Annotated in this window: 12 protein-coding genes; 5 read left to right on the top strand and 7 right to left on the bottom strand. The window is 76.4% G+C overall.

Features of this window, described 5'->3' with window-relative positions; genetic code table 11:
* Window positions 1-21: 21 nt before the first annotated feature.
* The gene (locus ACRYRX_RS00710) at window positions 22-2295 is read left to right on the top strand and encodes a putative bifunctional diguanylate cyclase/phosphodiesterase (RefSeq protein ID WP_432509854.1); all 2274 of its coding nucleotides are present in this window, start codon (window positions 22-24) and stop codon (window positions 2293-2295) included.
* Here the strand turns inward: ACRYRX_RS00710 and ACRYRX_RS00705 are convergent.
* Window positions 2265-2825: a hypothetical protein gene (locus ACRYRX_RS00705; protein ID WP_432509853.1), complete on the bottom strand. Its 561-nt coding sequence runs from the start codon at window positions 2823-2825 to the stop codon at window positions 2265-2267. The two genes, ACRYRX_RS00710 and ACRYRX_RS00705, sit on opposite strands and share 31 nt — an antisense overlap.
* Before the next feature lie 217 nt (window positions 2826-3042).
* Here ACRYRX_RS00705 and ACRYRX_RS00700 point away from each other — a divergent pair, with 217 nt between their 5' ends.
* Genes ACRYRX_RS00700 through ACRYRX_RS00690 form a run of 3 tightly spaced genes read left to right on the top strand, consistent with a single transcriptional unit; the run spans window position 3043 to window position 5043 of the window.
* On the top strand, window positions 3043-4023 hold the full coding sequence (locus tag ACRYRX_RS00700; RefSeq protein ID WP_432509852.1) for an acyltransferase family protein: 981 nt from the start codon (window positions 3043-3045) through the stop codon (window positions 4021-4023).
* Window positions 4020-4301, top strand: a complete 282-nt coding sequence (locus ACRYRX_RS00695; protein WP_432509851.1) for a DUF6412 domain-containing protein — start codon at window positions 4020-4022, stop codon at window positions 4299-4301. Before ACRYRX_RS00700 ends, ACRYRX_RS00695 begins: the two co-directional genes overlap by 4 nt.
* A gap of 58 nt (window positions 4302-4359) precedes the next feature.
* Entirely contained in the window at window positions 4360-5043 is a 684-nt protein-coding gene (locus ACRYRX_RS00690) for a YidC/Oxa1 family membrane protein insertase (protein WP_432509850.1), read from the top strand.
* Here the strand turns inward: ACRYRX_RS00690 and ACRYRX_RS00685 are convergent.
* The 6 genes from ACRYRX_RS00685 to ACRYRX_RS00660 form a co-directional block, all read right to left on the bottom strand.
* Window positions 5000-5320 (bottom strand): DMT family transporter, encoded by a 321-nt coding sequence (locus tag ACRYRX_RS00685; RefSeq protein ID WP_432509849.1) that lies wholly within the window; start codon window positions 5318-5320, stop codon window positions 5000-5002. The genes ACRYRX_RS00690 and ACRYRX_RS00685 overlap by 44 nt on opposite strands.
* Window positions 5317-5676, bottom strand: a complete 360-nt coding sequence (locus ACRYRX_RS00680; RefSeq protein WP_432509848.1) for a DMT family transporter — start codon at window positions 5674-5676, stop codon at window positions 5317-5319. Before ACRYRX_RS00680 ends, ACRYRX_RS00685 begins: the two co-directional genes overlap by 4 nt.
* Window positions 5677-5762: 86 nt before the next feature.
* Window positions 5763-6743, bottom strand: a complete 981-nt coding sequence (locus tag ACRYRX_RS00675) for a dioxygenase family protein (RefSeq protein WP_432509847.1) — start codon at window positions 6741-6743, stop codon at window positions 5763-5765.
* 43 nt (window positions 6744-6786) lie between these two features.
* The gene (locus ACRYRX_RS00670) at window positions 6787-8178 is read right to left on the bottom strand and encodes an MFS transporter (RefSeq protein ID WP_432509846.1); all 1392 of its coding nucleotides are present in this window, start codon (window positions 8176-8178) and stop codon (window positions 6787-6789) included.
* Window positions 8179-8232: 54 nt separating this feature from the next.
* Window positions 8233-10599 carry a putative bifunctional diguanylate cyclase/phosphodiesterase gene (locus tag ACRYRX_RS00665; protein ID WP_432509845.1) on the bottom strand — a complete coding sequence of 789 codons (2367 nt, stop codon included), beginning with the start codon at window positions 10597-10599 and terminating at the stop codon, window positions 8233-8235.
* A 58-nt stretch (window positions 10600-10657) separates the two neighbouring features.
* A complete protein-coding gene (locus ACRYRX_RS00660; protein ID WP_432509844.1) occupies window positions 10658-11548 on the bottom strand; it encodes a LysR family transcriptional regulator in 891 nt (296 codons plus the stop codon).
* A gap of 71 nt (window positions 11549-11619) precedes the next feature.
* Here ACRYRX_RS00660 and ACRYRX_RS00655 point away from each other — a divergent pair, with 71 nt between their 5' ends.
* Entirely contained in the window at window positions 11620-12579 is a 960-nt protein-coding gene (locus ACRYRX_RS00655; protein WP_432509843.1) for a DMT family transporter, read from the top strand.
* Window positions 12580-12591: the final 12 nt, after the last annotated feature.

Here is a 12591-nt window from a genome sequence, read left to right as displayed (position 1 = left end):
AGCGGCGGGGGAGGGGACCACGTGGTGCGACGGCGGACGGCCGAGCCGTCCCGGTGGAGGTGGGCCGGGTGGTCGGCGGCGACCGCGCTCGTGGCCGCGGCGTACCTGGCGCCCGTGCCCGACGCCGTCCGGACCGCCGGGTTCGGCGCGCTGGCGTGCGCGGTCCTCGTGGTCTCGATCGTGGTCGTGCGCCGTCGCCGTCCCCAGCCGGCGGGTTCCTGGTCCCTCGTGCCGGTCTTCGCGGCCCTGTTCTTCGTCGGCTCGGCGCTGCGGCCCTGGGCCGACGGTCAGCCCGGGCTGCTGGCCTTCGCACCCGACCCGTTCTCCCTGGCCGGGTACGCCGCGCTGTCCGTCGGGCTGGCCCGGATGGCCCGCGCCGCCGGCGGCCTGCGCCGCGAGGTGGTCATCGACGCCCTCGTCGCGGGTCTGGCCGGTGCCGTCGCCGCCGTCCAGTTCCTCGTCCTGCCGGTGCTGGACCTGCCGGGCCGGACCCTGGCCGGGTCCGTGCTCGCGGGCGTCTACCCCCTGCTCGACGTCCTGGTCCTGCTGCTCGTCCTGGACCTGCTGCTGACCGCCCCCCACGTCGTGGCCCACCGCTGGCTGGGGGCCTGCCTGGCCTTCACGCTGCTGGGCGACCTGGGGTACGCCCTCATCGGGCGGCAGGGGTACTTCGTCGCCCCCACCTGGTTCGACACCCCGTTCGTCATCGCCTACTGCCTCATGGGCGTCGCGCTGCTGCACCTGCCCCGGCGCGGCAGCCCCCCGCCGCCCCGCGCGCGCTTCGACGCGTGGTCCCCGGCCCGGCTCGCCGTGCTGTGCGTGTCCCTGGCCGGGGCCGCGTACCTGGCGAGCACCCGCACCCACGACAGCGGTGTGGAGCAGGCCGTGGCGTTCGTGACGCTCGGCGCGATGATCGCGCTGGTGCTGGCCCGCGCCGTCGTCGCCGTCAACGGCCTCGCCGCGGCGAAGGCCGTCCTGGAGCACCGCGCCACCCACGACGCCCTCACCGACCTGCCCGGCCGCGACGAGTTCGAGCGCCGGGTCCAGGCGTGGTCCCCAGGGGCCGGGGACCCCGCGCACCGCGGCTGGCTGCTCTTCGTCGACCTCGACGGCTTCAAGCTCGTCAACGACTCCCACGGCCACGGCGTCGGCGACGAGCTCCTGTGCGAGGTCGCCGCCCGGCTGCGCCGCCTCGCCCCGCCCGGCGCCGTGATCGGCCGGCTGGCCGGTGACGAGTTCGTCGTGGCCGTGCGCGGTGAGCAGGCCACCGCGGTGGGCCTGGCCCGTGAACTGCTCGGGAACCTGCGCACCCCCGTCCGGCTGCCGGTCGCCGAGGTGGCGGTCTCGGCCTCCCTGGGCGTCGCCGAGCTCACCGGGTCCTTCGGCGTCGCCCTGCGCGAGGCCGACGCCGCCATGTACCGGGCCAAGGCGCAGGGCCGCAACCAGTTCGTCCTGTGGGACGAGTCGCTGCGCCTGGCCGTGGGCGACGAGGTCGAGTTCGAGCTGGACCTGCGCAGCGCCGTGGCCGAGCAGACCCTGCAGGTCCACTACCAGGCCGTCGTGGCGCTCGCCACGGGCGTGCCCCGCGGCGTGGAGTCGCTGCTGCGGTGGATCCACCCGCTGCACGGCCCCGTCTCGCCGGTGAGGTTCGTGCCCGTCCTGGAGGAGACCGGGCTGATCGTCGAGGTCGGGCGGCACGTCCTGGACACCGCCCTGGCGGACCTGCGGTCCTGGCGCGACCAGGGCCTCGTCACCGACGACTTCGTGCTGTCCGTCAACGTGTCCCCGCGGCAGCTGCTGGACCCGTACTTCGCCGACACCGTCGGCGAGCTCCTGCGGGCCCACCGCGTCGAGGGCGGGGCGCTGATGCTCGAGATCACCGAGTCCTCGATGCTGCAGCAGGACCGGCAGACGATCGACCTCCTGCACCGCCTGCGGGCCCTCGACGTCGGCCTGGCCGTCGACGACTTCGGCACGGGGTACTCCGCGCTGAGCTACCTGCGCAACTTCCCCGTGACCCGCGTCAAGATCGACCGCAGCTTCGTCTCCGGCGTGGACCGGAACGTCGGCGACGAGGCCGTGCTGCGCGCCGTGGTGGCCGTCAGCGACGCCCTGACCCTCGCCGTCACCGCCGAGGGCGTCGAGACCGAGGAGCAGCGCGAGGTCCTGCAGCGGCTGGGCGTCGGGCACGGGCAGGGCTGGTTGTGGCACCGCGCCGAGCCGGCGCAGGCGACCGCGGGGTACCTGGCCTCCTCCCGCGCCGCTCAGGGCCGGCTGAAGTCGTACCCCCAGTAGGTCTGGGTGTCGAGGCGCTCGCCCTCGGTGCCGAAGGTGCGGGTGATGCGGTTGATCAGCCGCGGCAGCGCGAGCTGCTCGTCGTTGTAGCGGCAGGTGTCGATGGCGGCGACGCCGCCCTGCTCGTGGATGCCTCGGCAGATCTCCTCGACGATCGTCACGAACGCGCCGCTGCTGCGGTACGAGGGGTGCACCCCGATGCAGCCGATGTAGCAGATCGTCCCCTCCGCGAACTGCCGCGGGTACCGCGTCGCGTAGAAGTCCAGGGACAGCTGGAAGACGGCGGACAGGTCGTTCGTGGCGGTGCCGAAGGCGCCCACGGCGCCGTCGCGGTCCACGTCGCGGATCACGTACTTGCGCCAGCGGGGGTCCAGGCAGACGTCCTCGAACTCCTCGCGGGTCATGAGGTGCTGCTGCGCGGCGCGCGTGGTCAACCCGGAGAAGGCGTGCTCGTAGGCCTTCCAGGCGTCCTCGAGGTCACCGCCGTCGAGGCGTCCGGTGATCTCCAAGGTGGTGTTGGCGCGGGGCATCGGTCGTCCTCCGGAGCGTTGCGGTGCGGGCTGAACGTGGTACCAGTCGATCACGAGGGGTGATCCGAGGTGATCACGGTCATCCGTCCGGCGCAGGGGCGTCGCTCGAACGGGCTCCGGGGTCACCGTCCGCTCCCGGGGTCCTCGTGCCGGCACGAGCGGGCTCCCACGTGCTGACGCCCTCGTGCGCGGGACCGCCGCGGACGAGCGTGGGGGCGTGCCGGACGAGCCCCGCGACCTGACGATCGACGCCCTGCGGGTGCTGGGCCTGGCCGCCGTGGTCACCGGGCACTGGCTGGTCACCGGCTTCGCCACCGGCGGGCCGGGGGCCCGGGTGACGAGCCCGCTGGCGGTCTCGACCGCGCTGTGGCCGCTGACGTGGTTCCTGCAGACCCTGGGGCCGCTGTTCTTCGCCGCCGGGTTCGCCGCGGCCCGGCGCGGCCGACGCCCCGCCCGGCCCGGGGGCCGGCTCCCCGTCGTGGCGGCCGTCGTGGCGGTGGCGGTGGCCTGGGCCGCGGGCGGCACCCTCGTCCACCTCGCGCTGTCCCCCCTGTGGTTCGCGGGGGTCCTGCTCGTGCTGTCGCGGCTGCGGCCGGTCCTGGACCGCTCGCCGTGGTGGCTGCTGGTGCCCGCCACCGCGGTGGCGCTGCTCGACCTCGCCGGCCCGCACGACCCGCTGAGCACCGCCGCGCGCGCGGTCCTGGCCTGGTCGGTCCCGTACGGGCTGGGCGTCGCGCACGCCCGCGGGCGGCTGACGCGGCCGGCGGGACCGGTGCTGGCCGTCGCCGGGGCGGCCCTCGTCGTCGGGCTCGTCGGGACCGGACCGGCGTCCGCGGTCGGGGTCCCGGGCCGGCCGGGGTCCCCGCTGAACCCGCCGGGTGCGGTGGCGGTGGGGCTGGCGGTCGCGCAGGTCGGGGTCTTCCTCCTGCTGCGCCCCGCGCTGCGGCGCCCGGCGGCGGTCCTGGCCCGGTTCAACCGGTACTGCCTGCCGGTGTACCTGCTGCACCTGCCCGTGCTGTGCGTCTTCGCCGCGCTGGGGGTCCCCGGGGTCGTCGGGGACGTCGCGGCCGACGGCTGGTGGGCCGCGCGGTGCGCGGTCCTGCCCGCCCTCGCGCTCACCCTGCTCCTCGCGTGCCGGTGCCTGCCGCGACGTCGGGGCGTAAGGTTCCGGGTGTGGGCCGGGAGTTCTCGGGGGTGAGCGCGCGGGTGTCGACCGCGCTGCTCCTGCTGCCCCTGCTCGCCTCGGTCGTCCTGCTCGGGCAGCAGCCGCTGCTCGCGGCGGCGCTGGTGGTGGCGGCCACGTTCGCGGCCGGTCTGGTCGCCGTGCGAGGCGTCGTCGCGCACCTGCTCGCCGCGATCTGCCCGCCCCGGCCCGGGAACCGGCCCGAACCCGCGAACGCGTTGCCGCAGAACGAACCCGCCGCGGTGGGGAACCCCCAGCCCCGAGCGCCGGGGACGAACCCGCTCCCGTGCTGAGCTGAGTCGCGCACGGGAGCCCTCGTCTCCCGTCCCCGCTCACCCCCGGAGTTCCGCTGTGCCCGAAACCCTGCACGTCTGGCTGAAACCCCTCGAGGACGCCGTCGCCCGGCTCCTCGTCCACCTCCACGACGCGGGCTGGTCCTGGCCGCTCGCGATCGTGACCCTCGTCGTCGTCGCGCGCCTGCTGCTGCTGCCGCTGTTCGTCGTGCAGCAGCGTTCCGCCCTGGCCGCCGCCGCTCTGCGGCCGAGGATCGCCGAGGTCCAGGACCGCTACCGCGGCCGGGCCGACGCGGCGTCGCGGCAGCGCCGGCAACGGGAACTGCTGGAACTGCACCGCGACGCCGGGGTGAACCCGCTCGCCGCGCTGTGGCCCGCGCTGCTGCAGGCGCCGGTGTTCCTGGCGCTGACGCTGACGCTGGAGTCCCGGCCCTTCCCCGGGGCGCACCTGGCGGGAGTTCCGCTGTCGTCGGTCCTGACCCAGGACCCGAGCGTCGTCGGTGCCGCCCTGCTGGTGCTGACGGCCGCGTTCCAGTGCGCGACGACGCTGGCCTCGGCGCAGCGGCCACCGACGGCCGTGCTGGTCGCGGTGCCCGTCGTCGTGGCGCTGACGACCGCGCACTTCCCCGTGGGGGTCCTGCTGTACTGGGCGGTCTCGGCCGCGTGGTCGGCCGGTCAGCAGTCCGTCGCGCGGGCCGTCAGTGCGCGCCGAGTTCCACCAGCAGCACCCCGGCCGCGATGAGGGCGATGCCCAGCAGCATCGTGCGGGTCAGCCGGTCCCCGAAGACGGCGCGCGCGAGCAGCGCCGTCAGGGCGATCCCGACGGCCGACCACACGCCGTAGGCGACACCGACGGGCATCCCGGCGCGCAGCGTCAGCGCCAGGAACCCGAAGGAGACGAGGTAGCCGGCCCCGACGACGGGGACCAGGCGCCGCCGCCGGCCGCCGTCCGAGACCCTCAGGACGGCGGTCGCGGCGACCTCGAAGGCGATGGCCCCGGCCAGGAACACCCAGCTCACGACGGTCCCCCCGGTCCCCCCGGTTCCCGGGGTGGCCGGGAACCGAGTTCCACGAGCAGCACCCCGGCGGTGATGAGCCCGATCCCCAGGCCCATCACCGGGGTGAGGGGTTCGCCGAACAGCACCGCCCCGGCCAGCGCCGTCAGGGTCACCCCGGCCGCGGCCCACACCCCGTAGGCGACGCCGATCGGCATCCCGCGCCGCAGGACCGCGGCGAGCAGGACGAACGCGCACACGTACCCGGCGACGACGGGGACGTACCACCCGGGGGCCTGCGTCGCGGCCCGCAGCGACAGCGTCGCGGTGACCTCGCACAGCACGGCGAGGGCCAGCAGACCCCACGGGGAGGAGCGCACCCCCGCACGCTACCGGCGGCCCGGGGCGGTGGGCTCGGGCGGTGGGCTCGGACGGTGGGCTCGGGCGGTGGGCTCGGGCGGTGGGTTCAGGCGGCCGCCGCGGTGGGGGCGCCACCGGGCGGGGTGCCGCCCCCGCCCGGGCCGCCCGCGGGGTGGCCGGAGGTGTCCGAGCCCATCCCGGCCATGGTGCCCGCGGTGGGTTCGGTGGTGGTGTCGACGCCGACGGTGAGGGCGATGGCGTAGCCGTTCGTGGTGTCCCCGCTGGCCGTGGGGGTCTGGGAGGCGCCGGAGTCGTCGCCGAAGACGTTGTCGGTGTCGAGGCTCACCTTCGCGAAGTTGCTCAGCGAGGTCTCGTAGCCGGTGGTGGCGTAGACCGCGGTGCACGCCTCGGCGGGCATCGCGACCTGGGAGGTCGCGATGCAGTTCGCGACGTCGGTGATGCTCGCCTCGTCGGGGTAGACCTCGAAGTGGACGTGCGGCCAGCGCCCGTCGTAGCAGGCGGGGTAGATGCTGGTGAAGGTGACGTTCCCGTCGGCGTCGGCGACCTGGACCCCGCGCAGGTAGTTCTCGTCCGTGATGCCGTCGCCGTAGAGGGAGTACTCGCCGTCGCGGTTGCAGTGCCACACGTAGACGGCGACTCCCTCGAAGGGGACGTTCCCGCCGGCGAGGTCGACGATGCTCAGCGTCAGGGTCATCGGGACGCCCTCGGCGGTGGTGGTGCTGGACCCGAAGCTGGAGCGGATGTCGCTGCGGACGACACCGCTCTGCTCCAGGACGTCGGGGCCGTTGGAGCCGTCGCCGGGGTACGGGCCGGCGGTCTCGTCGGGGATCTCGGTCAGGGAACCGCCGGCCGTCGCGCCGGCCGTCGAGCTGGACGAGGAGGAGGCGGTGGTCGTGTCGTCCCCGCAGGCGCCGAGGGTGAGCCCGGTCGCGCCCAGACCGATCAGGCCCAGCGCCCGCCGCCGGTCCAGCATCGTCGTGAGGTCGAACGCGAGCCCCTGGTCGTCGACGTCCTCGGCGGGGCGGGGGAGCGGGCGGCCCTGGTAGGTGGGGCGGGTTTCCTTCATGGCACCACCGTCGGGGCCCCGGCCCAGGACCAGCGGTGCTGCGTCAGTGCGTCCCCTGTGAGACGCGCCGGGCCACGACGAGGGCGCCCAGCGCGAACACCACGCACAGCGGCAGCGTCCCGGCGAAACCCGCCCACGCCGAGACGGCGCCGAACGCGGCGAACGCCAGACCGGTCAGCGCCATCGCGGTGCCGCCCCCGGCCGCGTCGCAGATCGTCAGCGCCGAGGACCCGGCGCCCTCCTGGCCGGGGGCGGACTGCTCCAGCACGAGGACGGTCGTGCGGGGGAACCCCAGGCCCATCCCGGCGCCGGCGGCGAACCAGCCCAGGGTGCTCACCGCCACCGACACCGCGGCCGCCGGGTCGAGCACCGCGACGGCGGCCTGGGCGCCGACCCCCACCAGCAGCAGCACCGAGCCGATCCGGACGGCGCGGGCGTGCGGCAGCCGGTCCCCGAGCCGCCCCTGCACGGCCGAGGCCGCCGCCCAGGCGATCGCGGCCGCCGTCAGCACGGCCCCGGCCAGGGTCAGCGGCACGTCGAACCGCTCGTGCAGCATCAGCGGCAGGTACACCTCGGTGCTGAAGAACGTCGCGGCCAGCAGGCCCCGCAGCAGCACGGTCGCGGGCAGCCCGCGGCGGGCCAGGAGGGTCCCGGCCGGCAGCAGCGGCCGCAGCGAGACGACCAGCACGACGAGCGCCGCGACGGCCAGGGCCCAGCGCCAGCCGCCGGTGGAGGTGGCCGAGCTGATCGCGACGACGGCCGCGGCGACCCCGGCGGCGGCGAGGAACCGGCTGCGCGGGAACGGGTCCGTCGTCCGCGCGGGGGAACCGACTCGCAGCAGCCTCGGCAGCACGGCCCCGGCCGCGACGACCACCAGGACGAGGACCCCGGAGAACACCCAGTGCCAGCCGAACGTCTCCCCGACGAACGCAGCCGCGGCGGGGCCCACGAGGGAGGGCAGCACCCAGGCCGCGGCGAACGCGCCGAACACGGCCGGGCGCAGGTTCGCCGGGAAGGCCAGGGCGACCAGGACGTACAGCGTGACGCTGATCCCGCCGGACCCGAGCCCCTGGAGGAACCGGGCGGCGACGAACACCGTCATCGTGGGGGCCAGGGCGGCGGCGAGCAGCCCGGCGCAGAACACGGCGAGGGCGGCCAGCAGCGGCCCGCCCGGCCCCCGGCGGTCCGACCAGCCGCCCGCGGCGACCATGCCGACGACGCTCGCGGCGAGGGTGGCGGCGAACGCGGTCGCGTAGGCGTCGCGGCCGCCGAGGTCGGCGCTGACCAGGGGCATGACGGTGGTCACGGCCAGGCTCTCGAACGCGGTCAGGAACACCAGGGCGGTCGTCCCGAGGGTGGTCACGAGGTACCGGCGGGAGAAGATCCCGGGGGTCCGGGCGGGGGTGGCGGTGCGGTCGGTGGTGCTCTGGGTCACCCCCGGCACGCTAGGACCTCCAGCGCGCTGGAGGTCGAGCCCACCCGTGCCGCCTCAGCCCGCCGGGACGTGCGCGCCCTGCTCCTCCAGCTGCCGGGCCAGCCACCGCTCCAGCTCCGGTGCGGGCAGCGGCCGGGCGTGCAGGTAGCCCTGCGTCTCGTCGCACCCCAGCGCCCGCAGCGCGTGCAGGACCTCCGGCGTCTCGACGCCCTCGGCGACCACCCGCAGCCCGAGGCGGTGCGCCAGGGCGACGGTGCCGGCCACGATGTCGTCGGCCCGGCGGTCCACCCCGACGTCGGCCACCAGCGAGCGGTCCAGCTTCAGCTCGACCGCGGGCAGGTCGCGCAGGTACGCCAGGGAGGAGTACCCCGTGCCGTAGTCGTCGATGCTGATGTCGACCCCGCGCGCCGACAGTTCGGTCAGCCGCGCGACCGAGCTCACCGCGTCGGCCATGATCGACGTCTCGGTCACCTCCAGCACCAGCCGCTGCGGCGGCAGCCCGGTGGCGGTCAGCACGTCGTCGACGAGGGCGACCAGCGCGGGACGGGTCAGGCACACCGCGGACAGGTTCACCGACAGCCGCAGGTCCCAGCCGGCGGCGCGCCAGCGGACCGCCTGGCCGGCGGCCTGCCGCAGCACCACGTCCGTCAGGGCCGGCACCAGGCCGTACTCCTCGACCAGCGGCAGGAACGCGTCCGGGGTGAGCAGCCCGCACCGGGGGTGGCGCCAGCGGACGAGGGCCTCCACGCCGACCACCCGGCCGTCGCCGCCGACCTGCGGCTGGTAGTGCACGTCCAGCCGCCCGGGGTCGATCCCGTCGGCGGCGTCGGGGTGGCCGAGGACGGTCTTCAGCTCCTCCACGAGCAGGGCCCGGTCGGCCGCCGCGCGGGTGGCGTCCGCGTCGTGCACCGCGGCCCCGGCCCCGCCGGCGGCCTTGGCGCGGTACATGGCGGCGTCGGCCAGCGCCAGCAGCTGCTCGGGGTCGCGGGCGTCCCGGCTGCCGGCGATGCCGATGCTGCCGCGGACCAGCAGGCGCCGCCCGTCGATGACGACGGGGCGCGACGTCGCCCGGGTCAGGGTGTCCACGACGGCCCGCGCGGCCTCCGGCGACGGGGTGGGCAGGACGACGGCGAACTCGTCCCCGCCCAGGCGGGCGCTGAAGCCGTGCGGACCGGCGGCGGTGCGCAGCACGGCGGCGGCGCGGCGCAGCAGCTCGTCCCCGACGCTGTGGCCGAACCGGTCGTTCACCTGCTTGAACCCGTCGAGGTCGACGGTGAGCAGGGTCAGCTCGCGGCCGGCGTCGAAGTCGCCGCGCAGCCTCTGGTGCAGCGCCCGGCGGTTGGCCAGGCCGGTCAGGTCGTCGGTCAGCGCCTCCCGCCGGTGCACGACGAGGTCGGCGAGCAGCCGGATCAGGCGCACGCCGCGGATCGAGACGCTGACCGCGCCGATCCCCGCGGCCAGCGCGGCGGTGCGGATGGCCGTGTCCGCCAGGGCGCCGGTGCTCAGGCCCGCGGCGACGAGCACCGCCACGCAGGCCAGCAGGACCACGAAGGCGCCGGCGGTGGGTGCGGCCGTCGTGACGGGGCGGGCCAGCGGCGGCGCCGCGCGCAGCACCGCCGCGACCGCCAGGGTGACGACCAGCAGCGTCCAGCCCGTCTCGGACAGCGGCCCGTTGCCCGCGGCCGCGGCCGGGTCCAGCACCCCGGCCAGCTCCACGGCCACCGTCGCGGCCAGGGACGCTGTGAGGGCCCAGGTGCGGGCGTCGCGCCGCAGACCGCCCAGGTGCAGGACGGTGGCGGCGGTGCCCAGCAGGGTGGTCTCGGCGGCCAGCCGCAGCAGCCACAGCTGCTCCTGCCACAGCGGCCACTGCGCGACGGGGGAGCCCACCACCGGCAGGAGCAGGGCGCCCAGGGCGGTCAGGGCGAACAGGGACCCCAGGCCGTTGAGCCAGTCCCCGGGTTCGGCCAGCAGCGTCCCGTGGCGGTTCCACCGGATGACGCCCTGGTACATCGGGACGCACGCGGCGAGGACGCCCACGGCCAGCAGTGCGCCGCCGCCGCCGGTCCCGGCCAGGGGACCGGCGACCGTGAGGCAGTCCGCCACCCCGGCCACGGCCGCGGAGGCCGCGGCCACCCAGGCCGTGCGGGCGAACCAGCGCCACACCGGGGTCTCGGCGCGCACCGCCCGGGCCCGCCAGGTCAGCACGACCGCGGCGCTGGTGAACATCAGCAGCCGCAGCGCCGAGCGCACCGCCACCGGCCACAGGGCGTCGCCCCCGGGCGTGCCCGCCTCCAGCAGCAGGCCCGTCGGGACGCGGGCCTGCGCCACGGTCAGCACGACCGCGCTCGCGAGGCAGAGGGCGACGGCGGGCAGGGGTGAGCCGCCGATCACCGCCCGCCGCGCGGTCCCCAGGACGTCCACACCCTCAGCATCGACCGTTCCCGCGGTGACGGTGAGACTCCGATCGAGCGACGACCCGTCAGCCCTGCTCCCGCGCGACGTCGCGCAGCGCGTCCAGGACGGTGCGGACCCCGCGCCGGGCCAGCGCCTCGGGCCGCAGCAGCGCGTCGACGCACCGGTTCAGGCCCACGTCGGCCAGCGGCCGCACCACGACGCCCGGTTCGGGGCGGGTGGTGCGCGCCGGCAGCAGCGCGAGCGCGTCCCCGGAGGCCACCACGGAGGCGGCGACGAAGAACTCGTTGATGCGGTGCACGACGTCCAGGGGGCGCCGGGCGGCGGCGGCGACCACGTCGAGGGCCCCGGCCAGCGGGAACCCCTCGTGCACCGAGATCCACCGCTCGCCCGCGACGTCGGCGACGGTGAGCTCCTCGCGGTCGGCGAGCCGGTGACCGGCGGCGAGCGCGACGTGCAGGGGCTCGACGAGCAGCGGGACGACCCGCAGCCGCCGCGTGGGCCAGCCGGGACCGGCCTGCGGGCGGTGGGCGACCACCACGTCGTAGTCGGCCACCAGGGTGGGGAAGTCCTGCTGGGCGACGTCCTCGTCGGCGCACCGCAGCGGCGGGGTCCCGTCCAGGGCGGTGAGCAGCGGCCCGAACCAGGCGAGGGCGGCGGAGTGGAAGGCGGCGACGGAGACCGGGGTGGCGGGGGACTCCAGGTGGTCGGCGACGGCGCGGCGGGCCGCGTCCATGGCGGTGGCGACGTCGACGGCCGCCGCGGCCAGCGCCTCGCCCGCCGGGGTCAGGACGAGCCCGCGCCCGCGCCGGGCGGTCAGCGGCGTGGGGCTGGTGCGCTGCAGCGCCGCCAGCTGCTGCGACACCGCCGAGGGGGTGACGTGCAGGGCCCGGGCCACCGCGACGAGGCTGCCGCGCTCGGACAGTTCCCGCAGGACCCTCAGCTGCCGTTCGTCCATGCAGCGATGCTAAACAGACGGTTCAGGAACCGGCGCTGGACTGCACGGTTGCCCCGGCGCATCCTCGACGGGTGCGTGATCGTCGGGTGGACGCCCTGCTGCTGGCCGTCGCCGTGGTGTGGGGCAGCAGCTACCTCGCGGCGAAGGTGCTCGTCGACGTCGCCGGGGCGCTGCCCGTCCTGACGCTGCGCTACGCCGTGGCGGCGCTCGCGCTCGGCGCCGTGGTCGCGCTCACCCGCGCCCGGGTGGGCCGCGACGAGCTGCGCTGGGGGCTGGTCCTGGGCCTGTCGCAGGCCGCGGTCCTGCTCCTGGAGACGTTCGGCCTGGCCGGGACGACCGCCACGAACGCGGGTCTGCTGATCTCCACCACGATCCTGCTGACCCCCGCCGTCGAGGGGCTCGTCACCCGGTCCTGGCTGCCGCCGTCGTTCTTCGCCGCGGCCCTGGTCGCCGTCGTCGGGATCGGGCTGCTCGTGGGGGGCGGCGGCTGGCGCGTCCCCAGCGGCGGCGACCTGCTGGTGCTGGCCGCCGCGCTCGTGCGGGCCGCCCACGTCACGGCGATCGGCCGGGTGACGCGGCGGACGCCGCTGGACCTGCGCGGCCTGACGCTCGTCCAGCTCGCCGTCGGCGCCGGTGTGGGCCTGCTGCTGTCCCCGGGTGCGTCGCTGGCCCTGGCGCGGACGGCGACGCCCGCGCAGTGGGCCCAGATCGCCTACCTGGCCCTGGGGTGCAGCGTCTTCGCGTTCCTGGCGCAGTCGTGGGCGGTGCGCCGGACCTCCGCGGCCCGCGCGAGCCTGCTGCTGGGGACCGAACCGCTGTGGGCGGTGGTGTGCGGGCTGGCGCTGGCCGGGGACGCGCTGGGGGTCGCCGGGCTCGCCGGGGCGGTGCTGCTGCTCGGGGCGACGTTCGCCGGGCAGCGCATCGAGACCCGCGCCGGTGCGGCGGTCCCGGCGCCCCGCGCGGACCCGGCCGTGCCTCCCGCCCACCTCGTCCGGGCCCGGTCCGGCTGGCAGGATCGACCCCGTGAGTGAGAACCCGAGCAC

It is taken from the genome of Kineococcus lubricus, assembly GCF_050871965.1.
Lineage (GTDB): Bacteria > Actinomycetota > Actinomycetes > Actinomycetales > Kineococcaceae > Kineococcus.
The sequence above is the reverse complement of the archived record's forward strand: the minus strand, read 5'-3'. Positions and strand labels throughout refer to the sequence as shown.

Excerpts from the sequence above, each read along its gene's own strand:
- ACRYRX_RS00705 (WP_432509853.1), bottom strand. The coding sequence starts at position 2,825 with ATGCCCCGCGCCAACACCACCTTGGAGATCACCGGACGCCTCGACGGC.
- ACRYRX_RS00675 (WP_432509847.1), bottom strand. The coding sequence starts at position 6,743 with ATGAAGGAAACCCGCCCCACCTACCAGGGCCGCCCGCTCCCCCGCCCC.
- ACRYRX_RS00660 (WP_432509844.1), bottom strand. The coding sequence starts at position 11,548 with ATGGACGAACGGCAGCTGAGGGTCCTGCGGGAACTGTCCGAGCGCGGC.